Source organism: Brevibacterium linens ATCC 9172, assembly GCF_900169165.1.
Classification (GTDB): Bacteria; Actinomycetota; Actinomycetes; order Actinomycetales; family Brevibacteriaceae; genus Brevibacterium; species Brevibacterium linens.
Map to the genome: position 1 here is coordinate 45,309 of NZ_FXYY01000005.1, position 22,301 is coordinate 67,609.

Below are 22,301 nucleotides of genomic sequence, written 5' to 3' on the forward strand. Positions count from 1 at the left end.
TTCAGAGCTGGTTGCCCAGCTTGCCCTCGTTCTCGTCCGCGCGGGTGTAGGAGAAGCCGTCGGCACCGATCGTCACGGCCATCTCCGAATCCTCCGTGCGGGCGTGCACGGGCTGCGGGTTGCCGTCAAGATCGAGGACGAGTGAGGCATCCGTGTACCAGGACGGCACGACGGGATTGCCCCACCAGTCGCGGCGCTGATTGTCGTGGACGTCCCACGTAATGACCGGATTGTCCGGGTCGCCGGTGTAGTAGTCCTGCGTGTAGACCTCGACGCGGTGCCCGTCGGGGTCGCGCAGGTAGAGGTAGAACGCATTCGAGACACCGTGGCGTCCGGGTCCGCGTTCGATCGAGTCGGACCTGCGGAGGGCACCGAGCTTGTCGCAGATGGAGAGGATGTTGTGCTTCTCGTGCGTGGCGAAGCAGACGTGGTGCATGCGCGGTCCGTCTCCGCCGGTCATCGCCGTGTCATGGACGGTGGCCTTGCGACGCATCCACGCGGCGTAGACCGTGCCCTCTTCGTCCTGGATGTCCTCCGTGACGCGGAACCCGAGGTCCTGCATGTACTTCACCGCCCGCGGCACATCCGGGGTGACCTGATTGAAGTGGTCGAGGCGGACGAGTTCGCCGGGGATGTGCAGGTCGTAGCGCCAGGACATGCGTTCGACATGATCGGATTGGTAGAAGAACTCGTACGGGAAGCCGAGCGGGTCGACCACCCGCACGGAGTCGCCCACACCCTTGACGAAGCCGTCGGGGCTGCGGCGGACATCGCAGCCGAGTTCGGTGTAGAAGGCCACGGCCTGGTCGAGCTCCTCCGGGCTGCGCACCCGGTAGGAGAACGCGGCCACGGCAGCGACCTCGCCCTTGCGCAGGACCAGGTTGTGGTGGATGAACTCCTCCGTCGAGCGCAGGTAGAGCGTGTTCTCGTCCTCCTCGGTGACATAGAGTCCGAGCACGTCGACGTAGAACTCCCGCGACGCGGCCAGATCGGTGACGACGAGTTCCATATAGGCGCAGCGGAGGATGTCGGGCGGGCTCGCCTGCGGCGTTGCGATGGGATTGTCGGCGGCGATGCTCGTCTCCTGGCTGACAAAATAGCCGGCAGAGGTCCGAGTCATATCAGTGCGTTTGGTCATGGCTGCTTCACTGCTTTCCGAAGACGGGGTTGTGGACCTCGCCGAGGTTGATGTGCACGGACTGCTGTTCTGTGTAGAAGTCAATCGACCGGTAGCCGCCCTCGTGGCCGAGCCCCGAGGCCTTGACGCCGCCGAAGGGGGTGCGCAGGTCACGGACGTTGTTCGAGTTCAACCACACCATTCCCGACTCGACGGCCTGGGAGAAGTTGTGGGCGCGCTTGAGATCCGAGGTCCAGATATAGGCGGCCAGACCGTACTTCGTGTTGTTCGCCAACTCCAGGGCCTCCTCGTCGGAGGAGAACGGGGTGATGGCGACGACGGGCCCGAAGATCTCCTCCTGGAAGATACGCGCGTCGGGCTTCACATCGGCGAACACGGTCGGCTGGACGAAGTTTCCTGTCTCGAAGCCCTCGGGGCGTCCACCGCCGGCGACAAGGCGGGCCTCGGACTTGCCGATCTCGACGTAGGACATGACCTTCTCATGGTGCTCGGGGTGGACGAGCGCAGCCACCTCGGTATCGGGATCCGAGGGCAGACCGACCTTCACGCGCTTGGCCTGGGCCGCGTAGCGCTCGACGAACTCGTCGTAGATCGATTCCTCGACGAGGATGCGCGAACCGGCGGTGCAGCGCTCCCCGTTGAGGGAGAAGACGCCGAAGATCGTGGCGTTGACGGCAGCCTCGATGTCCGCGTCGGCGAAGACGACGGCCGGGGACTTGCCGCCGAGCTCCATCGACAGGCCCTTGAGCCAGGGAGCGGCATTGGCGAAGATCGTCTGGCCGGTGCTCGATTCGCCGGTGAAGGAGATGAGCGGAACGTCGGGGTGCTTGACGAGCGAATCGCCGGCGAAACCTTCCTCACCGAAGCCGTTGACCATGTTGAACACACCGGTGGGCAGTCCTGCCTCTTCGAAGATGCCCGGCCACAGGGAGGCCGAGAGCGGAGTGAACTCGGCGGGTTTGAGCACGACGGTGTTGCCGGTCGCGATCGCCGGTCCCAGCTTCCAGGACTCGAGCATGAACGGCGTGTTCCACGGAGTGATGAGCCCGGCCACGCCGATCGGCTTGCGGTTGACGTAGTTCGCCTGTCGGCCGGGGACCTTGAAGGCGTCATCGACCTGAGCGACGATGAGGTCGGCGAAGAAGCGGAAGTTCTCCGCCGCGCGCGCCGCCTGCCCCTTGGCCTGGGTGATCGGCAGTCCGGAGTCGAAGGACTCCATGGCCGCGAGTTCGTCCTTGCGGGATTCGACGATATCGGCGATCTTGCCCAGGATGCGGGCGCGCTCGCGCGGGAGCATCGTCGGCCACGGGCCCTCGTCGAAGGCCGCCTTCGCCGCGGCGACGGCGGCTTCGATATCGGCTTTCTTGCCCGAGGCCGCCGTGATGTAGGGCTCGTTCGTCACCGGGTTGAGGACGTCGAATTCGTCTCCGTCGATGGAGTCGACGAACTCGCCGCCGATGTAGTGGCGGATCTTCTCCGGCATTGCGGCCGGCAGGGTGGTGGACTGTGTCATGAGTTGTCCTTTCGTGAATCTGTCTGCAGATCCGTGGTCGGGGCTGTGGTCGTCTGGGAGTTCTGGAAGCTGTGCAGAGTGGCCGAGCGGTGCTCGCGCACGGCCCGTTCGACCTCCTGCGCCGAGGCGCGGGCTCGGATGAGGGCGACGATGCGGGAGTGTTCCTCCACCGATTCCAACGCCCGTTCGGGGACGAAGGAGAACGTCGAATCCCGCAGGTGGTTGAGTCGGTCCCATTCGAGTTCGACGAGGGTGCACAGCCGCTCGTTCGGGCAGCGCCGGTAGAGCGTCTCGTGGAATTCGTGGTTGAGTCGGGTGAACTCGGCCGGTTCGAATTCGTCGAGCAGCGCCCGCATCCGATCGTTGATCTGCTCCGCGGCATCGAGATCATCGGCGCCGAGGTGGCCCTGCGCTTGGGCGACGGCCGCGGCCTCGAGAATCGCGACCGCTTCCATCGACTGGGTGTAGGAGCCCTGGTCGACCATGGCCACGCGGGCCCCGACGTTGCGCTCGAAGGTCACGAGCCCGTCGGCCTCCAGCCGGCGGATGGCCTCGCGCACCGGCACCACGGAGGTGTCGAGCTCGAGGGCGATCTGCGCGAGCACAAGTTTGTGCCCGGGCTGATAGGTCTGGTCGGCGACGCGCTCGCGGATCCACCGGTAGGCGGTCTCGGCCTTGCTCAGGGACGGGGCCGCGGTCGTTGCCTGTTCGGTCTTCACCGTGAGGCCTTCCATTCGTCGAATTTCGCCTTCCATTCGCCCTTGGGCGGGAAGAGCTCTTCGATCGGGTTGCCGGCGGCGACCTGTTCGGCCACCCAACCGTCCTCGACCTCCTTGGCCAGTGCCGCGTCGACGACTTCTTCGACGAGGCCACGGGGGATGACGATGGCTCCATCGTCGTCGGCGACGATGACATCACCGGGCAGGACGGTGGCGTTTCCGCAGGCCACGGCCACGTCCGATTCCCACGGCACGTGCTTGCGACCGAGCACGGCAGGGTGCTTCGCGGTGGAGAACACGGGCAGGATCTCGGCCACCTCGGCGGAGTCGCGGACTCCCCCGTCGGTGACGACACCGGCGGCGCCGAGAGATTTCGCACGCAGGGCGAGGATGTCGCCGAGGGTGCCCGAGCCGGATTCGCCGCGGGCCTCGATGACGACGACCTCGCCGGGGCGGATCGAGTCGAAGGCCTGCTTCTGGGCGTTGAATCCGCCGCCGTGGGATTTGAACAGGTCTTCGCGGTTGGGCACGAAGCGCAATGTCTTCGCGCTGCCGACGATCTTCGCGCCCGGCTTCAGCGGGGCCACACCTTCGATGACGACATTGTTGAGTCCACGCGACCGCAGCTGAGCCGACAGGCCCGCAGTCGGAGCCTCGGTGAGCTTGGCGACGAGGTCGGCGTCGAGTGCCGTCGCGGCAGTGCCCTCGGCGTCGCCCTCCGGGGCGAGTCCGGCGGCAACACGCGAGCCCCAGGCATCGACGGTGAGTGCTTCGTTCGCAGCGGGCAGGCTGCCGAGGTTCTCGTCGAAGTCGCCGGGTCCGTCGACGACCGTGGTGGTCAGCCGTCCGGAGCTCAGCTCCTCCCCGTTCGCCGAGGCGGCCGTGACCTCGACCTCGACCGTGTCACCGGGAGCGACGACCGAGGATCCGGCCGGGGTGCCGGTGAGGATGACGTCACCGGGCTCGAGGGTGAGGTGCTGGCTGAGGTCCGCGACGATGCGCGGGAGGGTGAAGATGAGCTGGTCGGCTCGCGTGCCGTCGTCCTGGACGACCTCGCCGTTGACCCAGGTGCGCAGGCGCAGGGAGTCGGGGGCCGCCTCGGCGGCGGGAATGAGTTCGGGACCCAGCGGGGTGTATCCGTCGCGGCTCTTCGAGCGCACGTTCGACCCCTTGTCCGGGGTCTTCATGTCGTAGAGGCCGAAGTCGTTCGACGCGGTCACGCCGGCCACATACGACCAGGCGTCGGCCTCGGTGACATTGCGGGCAGACGTGCCGATGACGACGGCGATCTCACCTTCGAAGGCGAGCAGCGAGGTGCCTGCCGGGCGTTCGATGGACTGGCCGGAGGCGGCGACGGAGCTGGCCGCTTTGAGGAAGTAGGACGGCTGGGCGGGGCGCTTTCCTCGTTGCGCCGCACGGGACTCGTAGGCCACATGAACGGCAATGATCTTGCCCGGACGGGCGGGGACACCTGCTGGAGTCGACATCGATCTCACACCTCATTTCGATTGGCTTCACCTCAAATCGTATATGATATGGTTCCGGAGAGCAAGTAATCCGGGCCACAGAGAATGTGGCCGGGACGCACGACAGGACACAGGAGTCATGGCAGCACAGAAGCACACTCAGACCCGGGTGGCGTTCGCGACGATCGTCGGCACGAGCATCGAGTGGTACGACTACTTCCTCTACGCGGCGGCCTCGGGGCTGATCTTCAACCAGCTCTTCTTCGGCCCGCTCGGATCGACGCTGTCGACCATGGTCGCCTTCGCGACGGTCGGGATCAGCTTCCTCTTCCGCCCCTTGGGCGCATTCCTCGCCGGACATTTCGGCGACAAGCTCGGCCGCCGGGTGGTCCTCATCATCACGCTCATCGCCATGGGTGCCGCAACTGCGCTCATCGGCTTCCTGCCGACCTTCGAATCCGCGGGCGTGCTCGCCCCGATCCTGCTCATCGCTCTGCGCATCGTCCAGGGCATCTCGGCCGGCGGGGAATGGGGCGGAGCCGTCCTGCTCGCCGTCGAGCACGCGGATGCGAAGACACGCGGACTGCTCGGTTCCTTCCCGCAGATCGGCGTGTCCATCGGGCTCCTGCTGTCGTCGGGCGTACTCGCCCTGATGACGTCGATCGCCCCGGGCGACGCCTTCCTCGACTGGGGCTGGCGGGTGCCGTTCTTCCTCTCCATCGTGCTCGTCTTCATCGGCTACTGGATCCGCCGCGAAGTCGAGGAATCCCCCGTGTTCCACGAGATCGCCGAACGCAAGGAGCAGGTGACGAACCCGCTGGGCACGCTCATCAAGAGTCACTGGCTGCTCGTCGTCCTCGCCTCGCTCGTCTTCATGGGCAACAACGCCGCCGGATACATGACCACCGGCGGATACATCCAGAACTACGCCACGGACCCGGCCGGCCCCATCGGCCTCGAGCGCGGTCCCGTGCTCTGGGCCGTGGCCGCCTCGGCGGTGTCCTGGCTGGTGTTCACGATCATCGCGGGCGCCGTCTCGGACAGGATCGGACGCCGGACCACCTACATCCTCGGCTGGATCCTCCTGCTCGCGGGCATCTTCTCTCTGTTCCCGCTGGTCAACACCGGTTCGGTGGGCATGCTCCTGCTCGGACTCGTCGTCCTCACCATCGGCTTGGGCTTCACCTACGGTCAGCAGCCGGCGATGTACGCCGAGCTGTTCCCCTCCAGCGTCCGCTTCTCCGGAGTCTCGGTCTCCTATGCGATCGGGTCGATCCTCGGCGGCGCCTTCGCCCCGACGATCGCGAAGGGCCTCGTGTCATCGACGGGAACGACCGCCTCGGTGGCGGTGTACCTGGGCGTCGTCGCCGTACTCGCCCTCGCCGCGACCCTGCTGCTGCGTGATCGCACCGGAATTCCGCTGGGCCCCGACCACGAGGACGAGCAGGCGGTGAGCCCGATCATCGGGATCGGGGCGCCGCAGGTGACCTGCGATGACAGTGACCGGCGCCACCCCGCCGACACCAGATCGTATATGAACTGATAGCATTCGAATATCACGACGACGTGTCACGAACCGGAGGTTGACATGCATTTCCATCAGAACGGCTACGTGTCCGCGGACCCGCGGATCGAAGAGGCCGCTGGGTACGGAATCGAGCGCAGCGAGGAGCTGCCCGATGAGGTCGATGTCCTCATCGTCGGCAGCGGTCCCGCGGGGATGATCGCCGCGGCCCAGCTGTCGCAGTACCCGCACGTGAACGCACGAATGATCGAGAAGCGCGATTCGCGGCTGGTCATCGGTCAGGCCGACGGCATCCAGGCGCGTTCCGTCGAGACCTTCCAGGCGTTCGGCTTCGCCGAGGAGATCATGCGCGAGGGCTACCACATCACGGAGATGGCGTTCTGGAATCCGGATCCGGAGAACCCCGAACACATCATCCGCACCGGTCGGCCCAAGGACGACGAGCACGGGATCAGCGAATTCCCGCACCTCATCGTCAACCAGGCACGCGTGCTCGACTACTTCGCCCAGTTCGCCGCCCATTCCCCCGGCAAGATCACGCCCGACTACGGGATCGAATTCGTCGACCTCACGGTCGACCAGGACGCCGCGACCGCCTCGGCGAAGGATCATCCGGTATCGGTCACCGTCCGTTACACCGCAGGCGAGCGCACCGGGGAGGAACGCACCATCCGCGCCGGCTACGTCGTCGGCTGCGACGGTGCCCGGTCGAAGGTCCGGTCGTCGATCGGTCGGACGATGTCCGGCGATCAGGCCAATCATGCCTGGGGCGTGATGGATGTGCTCGCGGATTCCGATTTCCCCGATATCCGCACCAAGTGCGCGATCTCGTCGAAGCACGGCAACATCCTCCACATCCCCCGCGAGGGCGGGCATCTGTTCCGGATGTACGTCGATCTCGGCGAGGTGCCCGAAGATGATGCGCGCAAGGTGCGGTCGACGAGCATCGACGAGATCATCCGCCGGGCGAATGCGATCATCGCGCCCTACAGCATCGACGTGAAGAACGTGGCCTGGCATTCGGTCTACGAGGTCGGGCACAGGCTCACGGACGCCTTCGACGACACCGATGAGACCGCACCCGATTCGCATTGCCCACGCGTGTTCATCACCGGCGATGCCTGCCATACGCACTCGGCGAAGGCCGGACAGGGAATGAACGTGTCCATGCAGGACGGCTTCAACATCGCGTGGAAGCTCGGGCAGGTCATCTCGGGCCGGTCGTCGACGGAGCTGCTGCGCACCTACTCGGCCGAACGGCAGGTCGCGGCGAAGAATCTCATCGAGTTCGACAAGGAATGGTCGACGCTCATGGCAACTCCGCAGGAGGAGCTGCCGGATAAGACCTACCTCGAGGACTTCTACGTCAAGACCGCGGAGTTCCCAGCCGGGTTCATGACCGAGTACACGGCGTCGATGATCACGACGCCGACGACGCATCAGGAGCTCGCGGTCGGATTCCCGATCGGCAAGCGGTTCAAGTCGGCTCGGGTCAAGCGCAGCTGCGATGCGAACTTCATCCACCTCGGTCACGAAGCGCGTGCCGATGGTCGCTGGAGAGTCTATGTCTTCGCCGATCGGGCCGCTCCCGTCGTCGACAGCTCCGCTGGCGGCTCTGCTGGCGGCTCTGCTGGCGGCTCCGCCGGTGAGTCGAAGGTGGCGGCGCTGGCGGAGTGGCTCGAATCTGATCCGGCCTCTCCCCTGGTCGCCTTCCGCTGGGAGGGCGAGGATCCCGATGCCCTCGTCGAGCTCAGCGTCATCTACCAGCAGGAACACAAGGATTTCGCGTTTCCCGATGTGCCGAAGGTCTTCCGTCCGCACGTGGGCGCCTACGACCTCGAATACGTGGAGAAGATCTACGCGACCCTGCCCGACGAGGACATCTTCGAGGCCCGTGAGATCAGCCGCGACGGCGCCGTCGTCGTGGTCCGCCCCGATCAGTACGTCTCCGGCATCTTCCCGTTGGACGCACACGGCGAGATCGGCGACTTCTTCGCAGGGGTCTTCGAACCAGTGAAGTGATACAGCCCTCTTTCCGCCCTCAGTCGAATTTCTGTTCGCTGAGACTCAAGCGCCCTCGACCGTGTGTCGGGGGCGCTGTGCATTTGCCGCGAATCCGCAGATACCGGCCGCGGCGAGTGAGGCTGCTCCGATGAGCCACAGTCCGAAGCCGAAGGACGGCCGTCCAACTTCCATGCCCCCGATCGGCGTGCCGTCGGGCAGCTGACCGTCCCACATAATCGTCGGAGGGTTGAGAAGGATGGCGACGAAGATGAGGACGATGAGCGCGGCGATGAGCACGGCCGCCACGTTCCACCACTGGTCAGCGGCGAAGCCGAGGCCGAGCGCGGTAAAGCCGACCACAATCGCCCAGAGGAGAATGAAAGGCGGCAGCATTTCACCGCCGTCATCGAACGTCAAGTCCCCCAGCGAGGTGAATCGGATGCGAGGGCCGACGCTGTTGAAGCTGTCGACGACGGGGATGAAGATCGTGGCGATCCACATGGTGACCGCGATGAAAGGCAGCAGCCGGGCCAGCTGTTGCAGTTTGCGTTGGCGTCGGCGAATGATCTTTTCCGGCGGACGCTTTGCCTGCCGCTGCATCTGCCGCTGCCTCTGCCGATCTATCCGCCGCCGATCGCTGAGGAGTCCGCTGATGCCTGCGGCAACGAGTGCAAGGCAGCCGATCGTCCAGAGATAGTGGCCCTCTGACGGATACCCGACGATGAAGGCACTGAGCTTTTCGCCAGCGGCATCGGTGCTGGTCACCCGCTCTCGCGGAAGATCGGTGACCATCGTCGCCTGCTGGATGAACAGGCCGACTCCGGCTGCCACCGACAGAAGAGGCCAGTGGGCGAAGGTGTCGAACCGTTTCGCGGTAGTTGCGCAGACGAGAACGACCACCCAGGGCAGGATGATTTCCGGGGTGAGGTCGGCGAGATCGAAGGGTACCCGTCCGAGCGATGTCACCGTGAGTCGATCATCACCATGGTCGCCGCTGTCGAAAAGCGGTACCCAGATCATCAGCACCCAGCAGGCCAACGCGACCCACGGCAGCCGTTGCGCGAGGCGGTGCGTTCGGTTCCCTCGGGACCATGGGGTGATTCTCGAGTTTGCGTGGTGAACGGGTGCTGCTTCTTCGCGCAGTGCTGTCCCACTACCGGGGACAGCCCTCCTCCGCCTGACGTCGCCGAGGAGGCCGCAGACTCCCGCTGCCAGCAGACAGAGACAGCCGATGAGCCACAGCCCTGCGCCGATCGACGGTTGCGCGACGACCGTCCCGAAGATCGGCCGCCCCTGATCGTCGACGGCGTCCCACATGATCGTCGGCAGATTCATTAGCAGTTCGGCCAGGACAAGGAACGCACAGAGACTCAGAAAGAGGGTGCCGACAGACCACATACGTGCGACGACGTCCGGCCACGGGTGCATATCTGGCTGAGACCGGACGGTGAGGAGTAAGGCAGAAGCTGCGCACGCGAAGACCCCGAGTGCGACCAGGATGTACGGCATACGAGCTTCTTCGAGGTCGAATGGCGCTCCACCGAGGGCAGTGACGATGATGCGCGGCGGGTGCGGTGATTCGGAGGTGTCCTCAGCACTGGCGCAGATTGGCACCCACAGCATGACGATCCACAAGCAGAGGGCAGACAGAGACAGCGCTTGGGCGGATCGCAGCAGCCATCTGCCGTCCGCGACTCGCACCGTCGCGGGCCGAGACTCACGCGGCGGGACCATGGCGCTTCGACATGCAGCGTTTGATTCGTTCACGACGGTAATGGTCCTGTTGGGCGGCTGCGACCAGACCACAGATGCCGGCGGCGACGAACAGAAGGCTTCCCAGAACCCACAGGCCGAAGCCTGCCGCAGGATAGGCGACTTCCATGCCGCCGGTGGGCATGCCGTCGGCCGTCTGCCCGTCCCACATCATGATCGGCGGATCGGCGACCATCTGCAGGAGTCGCAGTCCCAGCACTGTGCCCAGAACGATGGCCGCGATCGACCACCACTTCGATGCGGACAGCAGCCAGGCAGCGAACGCGCCGGTGAGAATGACGACCCAGAGCACGAGGTAGACCTCATCGAGGTCATTCATGTCGATCGGCGAGAACCCGAGAGACGTCACACGGATCCGCATCGATCCGGGTCCACCGCTGTCGAGGACCGGCACGAAGATGGTGATCACCCAACAGGCCACCGCTCCTGATGGGAGCACACGCGCCACGAGGTTGAGACTGCGCCCCCGCGCAGTCGTCAGTGGTGTGCTTCCGTTCCTACCCGCCCTGTCCATAACCACAATTCTCCGCAGTATCTCTGTGACAGGTGTTACCGCCATGTTCCAGATCCGACACGCAGCTCAGTCGGGCCCGAACACCACCTGCACCAACTGCTGCTCGACCGAGCTGCCTCCGCAGTCCTTCGCGGACGGGCGCCGGTGCGCATTGCGTCTGCGCCAATCCGCGATCTTCTCGGCACGAGTGCAGTACCGTGGTGGCAGCTCATCCGGCTGAGCCGCCGGCTGCGGTTCGTCTGTGCCGACCTCTTCGGCGGCGGCCGTTGCCCCGCTGTCTTCCCTCGCTGCTCTCCTGGCTTCCTCCCTATCCGGTTCGAGGAACCGGGAGAAGAGCTGCTGCCAGTCCGATCCCGGCGGAGAACCGCCCGGTTCCGACACTGATGCGGGACGCGGGAACCGTATGCGACGGACCACCGCTGGCGTGGCCACCTCATAGGAACGCCCACTCGGCGTGGTGACGCGCAGCCCGTCCGCCGTGGCCTCGTGCGTCCATCCGGGATGTTCCTTCGCGTAGTTGCAGGACGCACACAGCCCGGAGCCGTTCTCCCAGGTGGTTTCTCCGCCTGCGGCGACAGGCTGAGCGTGGTCGGCGTGCCGGATCGGGGCATCGCACCACGGGGTCCGGCAGACATCGTCACGGAAGGTGATCATCTGCCGCAGTCGGCCGGTGAACTCCCGGCTCTTCGCGTCCATTCCCACCAGCTGCCCATCCTCGGGGCGGGTGAAGATCCGGCTGATGAACATCTGCGCTTCGTTCGCGGCGATGAACTCCCGGGCCGTCTTCGCCGGCAGCGGACCGTACCCTGGAAGGCAGGCCGGAACGAGTCCGTCGGAGAGCAGAGATTCGGTGTCGACGAGCAGATGGATCTCCGCGGGCACCGCCGTTGCGCTCGCCTGCCCGCTCAGCCGTTCGACGAACGTATCGGCGAGGACCTGCTGGCGGTTCCGTCCGCCGGCATCACCGGCAGCAGTGATCGTCTCAGCGCCGGCCCGGAGGCTCTCATAGGCGGCGACGGCCTGCGTCAGCGGCAGGATCGCGGAGATCCTGGCCATCCCGTCATCGATCACGGTCATGTTCACTCGACGATGGGACTTCGCTTTCGCTGCCCTCTTCGCGGCCGCCTCGGCGTCCATCTCCGCACTGAGCGCACGCACTTCGGCGCGCAGGCTCCGCAGCCCGGACGGCCCCAGACTCCGCTTCATCCGCGTATCGACCGTGCGCCGATCGGCAGAGACGAGGACCGCGGTCTCATCGACCATGATGCGCGCCTTGTCCTCGGAGATCTCCCCGCCGGCCAGAGCTTTGAAGGTATTGGGCATGCCCGTGACGATCGAGCGGGCAGTGCTGAGGAACCTCCGGCCCGATCCGGGCGAGACCTTCTTCGCCAGCCCGACCTCGTCACCGGCGCGTCTTCCGCAGTCGAGCGCGGGCACCCGGTTGAGCCGGTCCCGCTCGATGCGCAGTGTCTCGAAAGCCACTGCCTCTTTCGCCTGTGCGGCGGCGACAGCAGACTTGAGTTCTTCGAGCGCTGTGATCCGCTCCAGCGTCTCGGCCTCGGTCTCGCCCGGGTCGAGTGCGCGCAGGAAGGCACCGAACCGAGTGATCTCGGTCAGCGGAACTGGAACCGACGCTGGTTCCCGTGCGGGGTCGACGTCCATATGAAGACAGTACCCAGCGGCACTGACACGACTTCGCCGCCGTCCGCCGAAGAAGACCGTTCGCGCAGGTCACGAACTGTTCCCAGCTCAGCCGACTCCGTTTCAGGCTCAGCCGACTCCGCGCTGGATGCGGTTGAGGATCATGTCCATGGCGACGATGTTGTGGCCGCCGTCGGGGATGATGAGGTCGGCATTGCGCTTCGACGGCTCGACGTAGAGTTCGTGCATCGGCTTGACCGTGCCCAGATATTGGTCCTCCACCGACTGCAGGGTTCGCCCGCGGTCGACGACATCGCGTTTGATCCGGCGCAGCAGGCGCACATCGGCATCGGTGTCGACGAAGAGCTTGATGTCGAGCAGCCGGCAGATCCGCGGTTCGGCGAAGATGAGGATTCCCTCGACGATGATGACCGGTGCGGGCTCGACTCGCGTCGTCTCATCGCTGCGGTTGTGGATCGAGAAGTCGTAGACCGGACTGTCGACCGCCTGCGAGTTCCGCAGCGCAGTGAGGTGGTCGACGAAGAGGTCGTTGTCGAAGGCGTCGAGATCGTCGTAGTTGACCTTCTCGCGCTCCTCATAGGTGAGTTCGTCGCGCCGTTTGTAGTAGTTGTCGTGGAAGAGCACCGACGGCGGTCCCTCACACTTGTCCAACAGCGCCTGAGTCAGCGTCGTCTTCCCGCTGCCGGTTCCGCCGGCCACGCCCACAACCAAAGTCTCCACGCCACAAATATAGACCACGACCCCCGCCGAGGCGGCTCCCGGCTTCCGTGCTCAGCCGAGGCTGCGGGTCAGCTGAGTCCACAGCTCCTGGTCGAAGCGTCGCCTGCCGAGCAGACCGGCCATATGCCTCACCGCGTTGTCGACCTTGCCGCGCCAGACCTCGATCGCCGTCTTCGCATCCGCTCGGCTCAGCGCGCTGAACATGGCACGGTCGTCGCTGACGATGCGGTCGCTGGCCGGAGAATAGTCGAGCTGCAGGATGGAGATGAACAGACGCAGCCGCAGAGTCAGGGCCTCGAAGGCACGTGCTGATTCCCGCAGCCCCGATGCTCGGGCCAGCTCCTGCTGGAAATGGAGGTCGGCGTCCTCGACGTCGATTCCGCTGCGCGTCGGCGCCGAGGCCTCGACCTGCCGCAGAGCCAGCTGCACCGGCACGAGGTAGCGCTGCGGACGCAGGGCCAAGGATCGGAGCACGACCTCCCCGATGGCCATGCGCGCGGCATAGAGGTCGAGCACGTCGACCGTCGTGATCAAGGGGATCCGTGCACCGCCGCGAGAGCCGTCGAGGAGTTTGTCATCGACCATCCGTCGCAGCGCCGCGTCGACCGAGGCCCTGGGCACCTGCATGCGACGCGACAGCAGGCGCGGATTGATCCGATCGCCGGGTTCGTATCCGGAGTCGATGATCTCCTCACGCAGTGCGATCGCCAGGTGTTCGGTGATCGATCGCGTCTCCTTCGGCAGCCATGACGAGATCTCCATTGAGTCAGAAGTGATGGAAGTTCTCTGAGGCTCGTAGGGGACCGATTCCCGCCACAGCACTCCTTCGAGTCCGTGCCGGACGCGGTCGGCCAGCAGATCGAGAAGGGACCCGGGAATGTCCTGACACTCGCCGAGGCGGCTCTTGAGTGCGCTGACGAAATCGTCGAAATCCGCACACACCGCCACCCGGGCTCCCGACCCGTCGGAGAGGTCGTCAGGAACCTCGCCGAGGGGGTCGAAGACGAGGAAGTCACCGTCACCGTCGAGCAGGCCGAGCAGTTCGGCGGTGGGCACCTGTCGATGCTCGCTGTCGAAGCGCTGTGCCCACCGCCCGACTCCCGCAATCCGCAGGGCCGCGGTGATTCCGGCGATGCGTCGTTGGACCCGCCGAGGCGGGACGATCGTCGCTGACTCGTCACGGCTACCTGCCCCACCTGCATCGATTCTGCGAACGCCGACGATGACGAGGGGAAACCCGCTGGCCGCGAGGACGAGTTCGGAACCGCCGGCCACCTCGGTGACGGGGATCGTCAGCGCCCGCACCGACCGAGAGACGATGCTCTGACTCAGCCCCGTTGCCTCGGCCAGGGCACGGGTCGAATAGTCTCGCCCGGAGATCCTGGCTCCTGCGGTCGCGACGAGGGCCTCGACGACCCGGTCGGCGGTCTCCTGGATCGGCGGGCGACCGCTGCGGGGGCGATCCTCAAGGTCGGATCGACTCGCCCAGCGACGCAGGGTCGACGGTGATGCACCCGTGCGCGCGGCCGCCTCGGCGAGGGTCGATGTCGTCAGCAGCGACACCGCGTCACGACGGAACTCAGCGGAATACATCCCTCTATCTTAGGACTTCTGCCTCAAACATTCTCGGCGTTCCACTCCATCTCTTCACCCCCGGATTTCGGCGGCGCATACTGATCTCACACCCCGGCTCCACGGTCAGCGCCGATACGTGAGAGCACCGAATCCGAGCACCGAAGGAGCACAGTTGCTGCACACCGAAACCGACCTCGACTCGCTCACCGCCCAGTCGATCGACACCGTCCGCCGGTGGCTGCGAGTGTCGACGTCGATGACCACGGCGAAGAACCCCGCAGCCGAACGCCTCTCCGCTGTCCTCTCCGATGACAACGGCCTCGACTTCACTGTCGGGTTCGTCGATCGGGTCGTGCGCACCGATGATGTCCACGCCGCCGCCGACGCGCTGGCCGAGGTCGGCAAGCTGGCGCCGGAGACGATGTCGTACCTCGACCGCGCGCAGATCAAGGCCGGTGCCGCGCTGGCCAAGATCGCCCCGCAGGTCGTCGTGCCCGCCGCCCGCACTCGCCTGCGTCAGATGGTCGGGCATATGGTCGTCGACGCCCGGGACAAGCAGTTCGGCAAGACCGTGGCCGCGCTCACCGCCGACGGTCACCGGCTCAACATCAACCTCCTCGGCGAGGCCGTGCTCGGTGACGGTGAAGCCGACAACCACCTGGAGCAGACCCACCGGCTGCTCGCCCGCGACGATGTCGACTACGTGTCGGTGAAGGTCTCCTCCGTGGCTTCGCAGATCTCGATGTGGGCCTTCGACGAGACCGTCGACTATGTCGTCGACCGCCTCCGTCCGCTCTACAGCCAAGCCGCGAAAGCCCCGACCGGCGCGAAGTTCGTCAACCTCGACATGGAGGAGTACCAGGACCTCGAGCTGACGATCGCCGTGTTCACGCGGCTGCTCTCCGAACCGGAGTTCAAGGATCTCGAGGCCGGAATCGTCATCCAGGCCTACCAGCCCGATGCGCTCGGCGCCGTGCAGCGGCTGAGCGAATTCGCTTCCCGTCGCGTCGAGAACGGCGGAGTCGGGATCAAGGTCCGCCTCGTCAAGGGCGCGAACCTCGCGATGGAGACCGTGCATGCCGAGATCGCGGGCTGGCCTGCCACGACGTGCGATTCGAAGCAGTCCACGGATGCGAACTACAAGCGGGTCCTGCATTGGCTGTTCACCCCAGAGCGGATGAAGGGCCTGCGCATCGGCGTGGCCGGGCACAACCTCTTCGACATCGCCTTCGCCCACCACCTCTCCGTCGAACGCTCGGTGACCGACCGCGTCGAGTTCGAGATGCTCCAGGGCATGGCCAGCGAGCAGGCAGCGGCCGTGACCGAGGACGTCGGAGACCTCCTCCTCTACGTTCCCGCCGTGCACCCGAAGGAATTCGACGTCGCGATCTCCTACCTCGTGCGCAGGCTCGAGGAGAACTCGGCGTCGGAGAACTTCATGTCCGGCATCTTCGACCTCGCAAACGGCAACGACGTGTTCAAGCGCGAAGCCGACCGGTTCACCGCATCCGTCAACCAGCTCGAATCGATCCTCGAGACCGAGGGCGAAACCGCACCGGCCCCGAACCGCCACCAGAACCGGTCGACCGAAACACTCGGCGAGACCGTGGTGCCGACCCAGTTCTTCAATGAACCCGACACCGACCCGTCCCTTCCGGCCAACCAGGAGTGGGTGCGCACAATCATCGCCGAGGCGACCGCCCCCGGCTACCTCGACGACCGTCCGAACGCGCCCAAGGTCGAATCGTCGGCCGCACTCGATGAGATGATCGCCCGCGGTCGCGCCGCCGCTGCCGACTGGCGGGCCCTCGGCGCCGCCGGTCGCGCCGAGATCCTCCACCGAGCCGCGGACATCTTCGCTGCCCGTCGCGGCGAGTTCATCGCCGTCGAGGCGGCCGAGGTCGGCAAGATGCCGTCGCAGTCCGACCCCGAGGTGTCCGAGGCCATCGACTTCATCCGCTACTACGCGCTGAACTCGCTCGAACTCGACAACCTCGACGGAGCGGAGTTCACCCCGGACGAGATGGTCGTCATCACTCCCCCGTGGAACTTCCCCGTGGCGATCCCCACTGGCGGCACCGTTGCGGCTCTCGCTGCCGGATCCGCAGTCATCCACAAGCCTTCGAAGCCGACGCCGCATTGTTCTGCACTCATCGTCGACTGCCTGTGGCAGGCCGGAGTGCCCAAGGACGTGCTGCAGCTGTGCGCACCGATCGAGCGGGAGCTCGGCCAGCATCTCGTCTCGCATCCTGATGTCGACCGGGTCATCCTCACCGGCGCGTCGGAGACCGCGGCGATGTTCAAGTCCTTCCGTCCCGAACTCCACGTCAATGCCGAGACCTCGGGCAAGAACGCCCTGGTCATCACCCCGGCGGCGGACCGGGACCTCGCCATGGCCGACCTCGTGTACTCGGCGTTCGGGCATGCCGGGCAGAAGTGTTCGGCCGCCTCGTTGGGGATCATGGTCGGATCGACCTACGATTCCGAGCGCTACCGTCGCCAGCTCATCGATGCCGCCTCGTCGATGGTCGTCGATTGGCCGGCGAACCTCGCATCGACCATGGGCCCGCTGACGGAGGACCCCTCGGACAAGCTGCGTCGGGCTCTGACGACGCTGGAGCCCGGCGAGTCCTGGCTGCTCGAGCCCAAGCAGCTCGACGATACGGGTCGCCTGTGGAGCCCGGGGATCAAGGACGGGGTCAAGCCCGGTTCGTTCTTCCACCTCACCGAGGTCTTCGGTCCGGTGCTCGGTCTCATGCATGCCGAGGACCTCGATGAGGCCATCGAGTTCCAGAATGCCGTGGACTTCGGCCTCACCGGCGGCATCCATTCCCTCGACCCCGAGGAGGTCGCCACCTGGCTCGACCGCGTCGAGGTCGGCAACGCCTACGTCAACCGCGGAATCACCGGTGCGATCGTGCGCCGGCAGTCCTTCGGCGGCTGGAAGCAGTCCTCGGTAGGGCTGGGGTCGAAGGCAGGCGGCCCGAACTACCTCATGCTCTTCGGCCACTTCGCCGATGCCGGCGGCCAGGACCTCGAGGCGGCGAAGGCCGATGACAAGCGCTGGTTCGACGCCGAATTCGGTGCGGCGAAGGACCACACAGGGCTGCGCGCGGAGGCGAACATCTTCCGCTACCGCCCCCGCCCGGTCACCTTGCGCGTGACCGCCGAGGCGAGCCTGTTCGACCTCGAACGCTCCCTGCACGCAGCCCGCACGGTGGACTCGCCGGTGCAGCTGTCCGTGGCCGAGGATGTGCCCGCAGAAGTGAAGATCGCCGTGACGAATGCCGGTGTTCCCGCCCGCACCGAGACTGCCGCCGAGTTCGCCGAGATGGTCGGCCAGGGTCGCTACGACGACACCGTGGGGGCTCGCATCCGCGTGCTCGGTCGGTTCGAGGACGAGCTGCTGGCCGCAGCCGCGCCTCGCCCGGAGGTCGCGATCATCGATGAGCCGGTGACCACATCGGGACGTGTGGAGCTGCGCTACTACGTGCAGGAGCAGGCGGTGTCGATGACCTTGCACCGCTTCGGCAACCCGAGCCGCGACTTCCACGAGCTCGCCGCCACCCTCACCTCCTAATTGCTACCCGACGGCGGCCCAGCAACCTCGCGCAAGGTTGCTGGGCCGCCGTCGGGTAGTTCGGGGGCAGGGTGAGTTGTGTAGGATGAGTGCCACCTGCAGCACTCAGTGGACTGTCCGACTGTTCACAAGCTGTTCACATCTTCGCCGCTGTCGTCGTTGCGTGAGCCGCTAGGGTGCAAGGGACCGCGCACGTGGATCGTCACGATGCGCACAGCCGCTCATCCGCCCGAAAGGCTCCCATGAAAGTCACGACAACTCTCTCTTCCGCCGCGGCGCTCAGCCTCGTCGCAGGCCTGTCCCTTCCCCTCGCACCGACGTCCGCAGTCGCAGCAGACGCCGCCGCAGGGGGCGACATCCACATCTCCGAAATCGCCTACACCCTGGAGACTGACTTCATCGAAGTCGCCGCCGACCCCGGCACCGATGTCTCGGGCTGGACCTTCGGCTCGGTGACTCGCGGCGGCAGCGTCTATGCGCAGGAGAACACCGTCACCGTGCCCGATGACACGACGGTCGGCGATTCCGGTGCCGTCGCGATCGACGTGCCGATCACGAACTCCGTCAAGGCCGGTTCGGCCGCCGACGGCGAGTACGGCTCGAGCGCCTTCGTCATCGACGATGACGGCGAGCTGGTCGACTTCCAGCAGATCGGCGGCGTCGTCGACGGCAAGGGCGTCACCGGCACGAAGAACACCTTCACCCCCGCGCCCGTCATCGGCCAGGAAGCCGAACCGACCGGTGCGACTGCCGCCGGCGGCCAGTCGATCCAGCTCACCGGCGACGCGTGGACGTCGGCGGCGCCCACCCCGAACGCCCTACCCGACGGCGACGGCGACGACGGCGACGACGGTGACCCGGACCCCGAAGGCGTCACCCCGATCGCCGATATCCAGGGCACCGGCGACGCCAGCCCCATCCAAGGCAAAACCGTGACAACCCGCGGTGGCGTCACCGCCGCCTACCCCGAGGGCGGGCTGAACGGCTACTACATCCAAACCCCCGGCACCGGCGGATCCGACCGTGCCGACGGGGCAGCATCCGACGGCATCTTCGTCTACTCCCCCGACACCGTCGCCGATATCAGCATCGACGACCACGTCGAGGTCACCGGCACCGTATCCGAACACTACGGTCAGACCCAGATCTCCGTATCCGCGTCCGGTGTCAAAACGGTCGCCGAACCCGCCGAGGCGGTCAAACCCGTCGAAGACGCCTTTCCTGCAGGAGACGAGAAGCGCGAATCCCTCGAGGGCATGCTCCTGCAGCCCAGCGAATCGCTGACCGTCGCCGACAACTACAACACGAACACGTACGGTGAGGTCGTCCTCGCCACCGGTGACGGCACACTGCCCCAGCCCACCGACGTCCACCGCCCCGGCACCCCCGAGGCAAAGGCTATGGAAGCCGAGAACCTCGACCGTGAGGTCGTCCTCGACGACGGCGCCACCGTGAACTTCCTCAAAGCCGACAAGGACATCCCCCTGCCCTACCTCAGCAAGGAGGACCCGGTCCGCGTCGGTGCGCAGGCGAGCTTCACCTCCCCCGTCGTGCTCGGCTTCGATCACGAGAAGTGGCGGTTCCAGCCGACGACCCGTCTGACCGGGGACAACGCCGAGGCGGTCCAGCCGACCACCTTCACCGACACTCGCACCGAGATCCCCGAGGCCGTCGGCGGGCAGGTCAGCCTCGCCAGCTTCAACGTCCTCAACTACTTCACCACCACCGGCGACCAGCTCTCTGGCTGCCAGTACTACGACGACCGCGAGGGCAACCACATCACCGTCCGCGGCAGCTGCGATGCCCGCGGTGCCGCGAACGCGGAGAGCCTCAAGCGTCAGGAGACGAAGATCATCACCGCGATCAACAAGCTCGACGCCTCGGTGGTCTCGCTCATGGAGATCGAGAATTCCGCCGCCTTCGGCAAGGACCGCGACGATGCCCTGGCGACCCTGGTCAAGCGCCTCAACGAGGCCGCCGGAACCGAGAAATGGGACTTCGTCGACTCCCCTGCCGCCGTTCCGTCCGATGAGGATGTCATCCGCACGGCATTGATCTACCAGCCCGCCGAGGTGGCCCCGCAGAACGAATCCACGATCCTCGACGATCAGGATGCGTTCTCCAATGCCCGCGAACCCCTGTCCCAGGCGTTCGCCCCGAAGGACGGTACCGGTGAGATCGAAAAGGACGAGACCTTCGTGACGATCTCCAACCACTTCAAGTCCAAGGGATCCGGGTCAGGTCCGGGCAACGAGGACTCCGGTGACGGTCAGGGCGCGTCGAACGCCGACCGCGTGAAGCAGGCCGAAGCGCTCGTCGGGTTTGCCGGTGACCAACAGGAGGCAACGAACAGCGACCTGGTCTACCTCCTCGGCGATTTCAACTCCTACACTCAGGAGGACCCGATGCAGGTCTTCTACGAGGCCGGGTACAAGGACATCGCTGCGGAGAAGACGGACGAATCCACGTATGTCTATGGTTCGCGCACGGGCAGCCTCGACCACGTCCTCGCCCTCGACGCCTCGGACGAAGCCGACGGTGCAGGCACGGATGCAACGGCCTTCGACTCCGTCACCGGGGCCGATGTCTGGAACATCAACTCGGTCGAGTCCCTGGCTCTCGAATACAGCCGCTTCAACTACAACGTCAGCGACCTCTTCGCTCCGGACCAGTTCCGGGCTTCCGACCATGATCCGGTCGTCGTCGGTCTCTTCGACCCCTCAGATGAAGGCGGGGACGACGACGCCGGAGCAGACGCCGGGGATAACGCGGATGCCGACGGCTCAAGCGACCACCCCGGCGGAAAGAACGCGGGGAAGAACGGCGGCAAGAACGGCAATCATTGGGGCAGCCGCGACGGTGATCACCCTGGAGGCAAGAACGCAGGGAAGAACGGTCACCACAACGGCTGGTGACACCTAGTCGGTGACGGCCACCTGCCCTCGCATGAGCACTCGCGCAGTGCGGAAGAGGGAGGTGGCCGTCACCGTGTCCGCATCGAAGACGGCACCGGCCGTGACGACGCCCGAAGGGGTAGCCAGCCGCACTTCCGGCCCGACAGCCCCGGGCCGGGAGCGTCGGATGATGCGGTTGATGATCGTATCCGGGATCTGCGCGGCCGCGGCCAGGCACATGGCTCCGGTTCCGGGCACGGCGTTGTGTGTCTGCCCCATGGAGATCATTCGCACGGGCAGGTCGGCCTCCTCGGCGGCCAGGGTCGTTCCGTCGAGCAGTCGTGTGGGCTCTGGGGCGGTGACCACGGCGACCTTCGGCACGACATCCGGCGCTTCCTCCGGTGACTCACATAGTCCCATCCGCACGGCGGCGTTGCGGCGCAGCTGCTCGATCATGCCCATCGCATGCACGTTCGCGTCGATCTCCTCCGGCGATTCGGTGCCCTTGAGTCCGATCGCAGCACCCGGAACGATGACGACGGGCAGGGTGGCGTCGACGAGGCTGACCTCGAACATCGCCCCACCTGCAGTGATGGACTCAGCGGCCTTCCCTGTCGGCAGGAGCCCGACGGTGCGGCTGCCGGCCGGGTCGGGGTAGATGAGCTCGACCGGCGCACCCGTTCCGCTGACTCCGGGCAGCACCAGATCGCCCGCAACCTCGGCCTGCCCGTCGACGACGCGCAGTCCGACGTCGACGAGTTTCTGCGTGTTCGTATTGAGCAGCCGAAAGACGTGCCATCCATCGGCGGCGGAGATCAGCCCTGCCGAGAGGGCGAAGGGCACGACCCCGGATGACAGATTTCCGCAGTTGCCGGAGTAGTCGACGGCCGCCTCGGTGACGGAGACCTGACCGAACGTGTAGTCGAGGTCGACCCCGTCCCTCGCCGAGGCGGCCACGACGACGATCTTGGACAGAGAAGAGACTCCCCCGCCCATTCCGTCGAGCTGACGGCCGAACGGATCGGGCGAGCCCATCGCCGAGGTGAAGAGCCGGTCCCAAACCGCTGTATCCCGGTCCGCGTTCAGCGACGGCAGCGCGGATTCGCTGAAGAACAGTCCTTTGCTTGTGCCGCCGCGAACGAACGTGGCATCGATCCACCGAGTCATGGACTCAGCGTAGCGAACCCCACTGACGTCACTGCACGGATGCCAGCGGAC

The 22,301-nt window shown here is 66.0% G+C and carries 14 protein-coding genes; 4 read left to right on the forward strand and 10 right to left on the reverse strand.

Annotated features, from left to right (window positions below; genetic code table 11):
- Nucleotide 1: 1 nt before the first annotated feature.
- The 4 genes from hpaD to BLIN9172_RS05990 are packed head-to-tail and all read right to left on the reverse strand — an operon-like array spanning nucleotide 2 to nucleotide 4,857.
- Nucleotides 2–1,138 carry a 3,4-dihydroxyphenylacetate 2,3-dioxygenase gene (gene hpaD, locus BLIN9172_RS05975; RefSeq protein WP_101554238.1) on the reverse strand — a complete coding sequence of 379 codons (1,137 nt, stop codon included), beginning with the start codon at nucleotides 1,136–1,138 and terminating at the stop codon, nucleotides 2–4.
- 7 nt (nucleotides 1,139–1,145) lie between these two features.
- Nucleotides 1,146–2,651, reverse strand: a complete 1,506-nt coding sequence (locus BLIN9172_RS05980; RefSeq protein ID WP_101554239.1) for an aldehyde dehydrogenase — start codon at nucleotides 2,649–2,651, stop codon at nucleotides 1,146–1,148.
- Entirely contained in the window at nucleotides 2,648–3,385 is a 738-nt protein-coding gene (locus BLIN9172_RS05985; protein ID WP_025777012.1) for a GntR family transcriptional regulator, read from the reverse strand. Before BLIN9172_RS05985 ends, BLIN9172_RS05980 begins: the two co-directional genes overlap by 4 nt.
- On the reverse strand, nucleotides 3,367–4,857 hold the full coding sequence (locus tag BLIN9172_RS05990; protein ID WP_101554240.1) for a fumarylacetoacetate hydrolase family protein: 1,491 nt from the start codon (nucleotides 4,855–4,857) through the stop codon (nucleotides 3,367–3,369). Before BLIN9172_RS05990 ends, BLIN9172_RS05985 begins: the two co-directional genes overlap by 19 nt.
- A 118-nt stretch (nucleotides 4,858–4,975) precedes the next feature.
- On the opposite strand from BLIN9172_RS05990, the gene BLIN9172_RS05995 reads away from it, so the two are divergent.
- Nucleotides 4,976–6,379 carry an MFS transporter gene (locus BLIN9172_RS05995; protein WP_101554241.1) on the forward strand — a complete coding sequence of 468 codons (1,404 nt, stop codon included), beginning with the start codon at nucleotides 4,976–4,978 and terminating at the stop codon, nucleotides 6,377–6,379.
- 45 nt (nucleotides 6,380–6,424) lie between these two features.
- Nucleotides 6,425–8,383, forward strand: coding sequence for an FAD-binding monooxygenase (locus BLIN9172_RS06000; protein WP_101554242.1), 1,959 nt, complete (start codon nucleotides 6,425–6,427; stop codon nucleotides 8,381–8,383).
- A 45-nt stretch (nucleotides 8,384–8,428) separates the two neighbouring features.
- Here BLIN9172_RS06000 and BLIN9172_RS06005 read toward each other — a convergent pair whose 3' ends face one another.
- The 5 genes from BLIN9172_RS06005 to BLIN9172_RS06025 form a co-directional block, all read right to left on the reverse strand.
- On the reverse strand, nucleotides 8,429–9,988 hold the full coding sequence (locus BLIN9172_RS06005; protein WP_145997925.1) for a hypothetical protein: 1,560 nt from the start codon (nucleotides 9,986–9,988) through the stop codon (nucleotides 8,429–8,431).
- Between the two features lie 94 nt (nucleotides 9,989–10,082).
- Entirely contained in the window at nucleotides 10,083–10,547 is a 465-nt protein-coding gene (locus tag BLIN9172_RS06010) for a hypothetical protein (RefSeq protein ID WP_101554244.1), read from the reverse strand.
- 171 nt (nucleotides 10,548–10,718) lie between these two features.
- Nucleotides 10,719–12,314: an HNH endonuclease gene (locus BLIN9172_RS06015; protein WP_101554245.1), complete on the reverse strand. Its 1,596-nt coding sequence runs from the start codon at nucleotides 12,312–12,314 to the stop codon at nucleotides 10,719–10,721.
- A 108-nt stretch (nucleotides 12,315–12,422) separates the two neighbouring features.
- Entirely contained in the window at nucleotides 12,423–13,034 is a 612-nt protein-coding gene (udk, locus tag BLIN9172_RS06020; RefSeq protein WP_240812021.1) for a uridine kinase, read from the reverse strand.
- Nucleotides 13,035–13,085: 51 nt separating this feature from the next.
- Nucleotides 13,086–14,627, reverse strand: coding sequence for an FCD domain-containing protein (locus BLIN9172_RS06025; RefSeq protein ID WP_101554246.1), 1,542 nt, complete (start codon nucleotides 14,625–14,627; stop codon nucleotides 13,086–13,088).
- 154 nt (nucleotides 14,628–14,781) lie between these two features.
- On the opposite strand from BLIN9172_RS06025, the gene BLIN9172_RS06030 reads away from it, so the two are divergent.
- Nucleotides 14,782–18,189 carry a bifunctional proline dehydrogenase/L-glutamate gamma-semialdehyde dehydrogenase gene (locus BLIN9172_RS06030; RefSeq protein WP_101554247.1) on the forward strand — a complete coding sequence of 1,136 codons (3,408 nt, stop codon included), beginning with the start codon at nucleotides 14,782–14,784 and terminating at the stop codon, nucleotides 18,187–18,189.
- A 242-nt stretch (nucleotides 18,190–18,431) separates the two neighbouring features.
- Nucleotides 18,432–21,104: an ExeM/NucH family extracellular endonuclease gene (locus tag BLIN9172_RS06035; protein WP_145997926.1), complete on the forward strand. Its 2,673-nt coding sequence runs from the start codon at nucleotides 18,432–18,434 to the stop codon at nucleotides 21,102–21,104.
- A gap of 3 nt (nucleotides 21,105–21,107) precedes the next feature.
- On the opposite strand, the gene BLIN9172_RS06040 is transcribed toward BLIN9172_RS06035, so the two are convergent.
- Entirely contained in the window at nucleotides 21,108–22,250 is a 1,143-nt protein-coding gene (locus BLIN9172_RS06040) for a PrpF domain-containing protein (protein ID WP_101554248.1), read from the reverse strand.
- Between the last annotated feature and the right edge of the window lie 51 nt (nucleotides 22,251–22,301).

Bases quoted from the DNA above. Each gene is read 5' to 3' on its own strand.
- hpaD (WP_101554238.1), bottom strand. From the start codon at position 1,138: ATGACCAAACGCACTGATATGACTCGGACCTCTGCCGGCTATTTTGTC.
- BLIN9172_RS05980 (WP_101554239.1), bottom strand. From the start codon at position 2,651: ATGACACAGTCCACCACCCTGCCGGCCGCAATGCCGGAGAAGATCCGC.
- BLIN9172_RS05985 (WP_025777012.1), bottom strand. From the start codon at position 3,385: ATGGAAGGCCTCACGGTGAAGACCGAACAGGCAACGACCGCGGCCCCG.
- BLIN9172_RS05990 (WP_101554240.1), bottom strand. From the start codon at position 4,857: ATGTCGACTCCAGCAGGTGTCCCCGCCCGTCCGGGCAAGATCATTGCC.
- BLIN9172_RS05995 (WP_101554241.1), top strand. From the start codon at position 4,976: ATGGCAGCACAGAAGCACACTCAGACCCGGGTGGCGTTCGCGACGATC.
- BLIN9172_RS06000 (WP_101554242.1), top strand. From the start codon at position 6,425: ATGCATTTCCATCAGAACGGCTACGTGTCCGCGGACCCGCGGATCGAA.
- BLIN9172_RS06005 (WP_145997925.1), bottom strand. From the start codon at position 9,988: ATGCTGTGGGTGCCAATCTGCGCCAGTGCTGAGGACACCTCCGAATCA.
- BLIN9172_RS06015 (WP_101554245.1), bottom strand. From the start codon at position 12,314: ATGGACGTCGACCCCGCACGGGAACCAGCGTCGGTTCCAGTTCCGCTG.
- BLIN9172_RS06025 (WP_101554246.1), bottom strand. From the start codon at position 14,627: ATGTATTCCGCTGAGTTCCGTCGTGACGCGGTGTCGCTGCTGACGACA.
- BLIN9172_RS06035 (WP_145997926.1), top strand. From the start codon at position 18,432: ATGAAAGTCACGACAACTCTCTCTTCCGCCGCGGCGCTCAGCCTCGTC.
- BLIN9172_RS06040 (WP_101554248.1), bottom strand. From the start codon at position 22,250: ATGACTCGGTGGATCGATGCCACGTTCGTTCGCGGCGGCACAAGCAAA.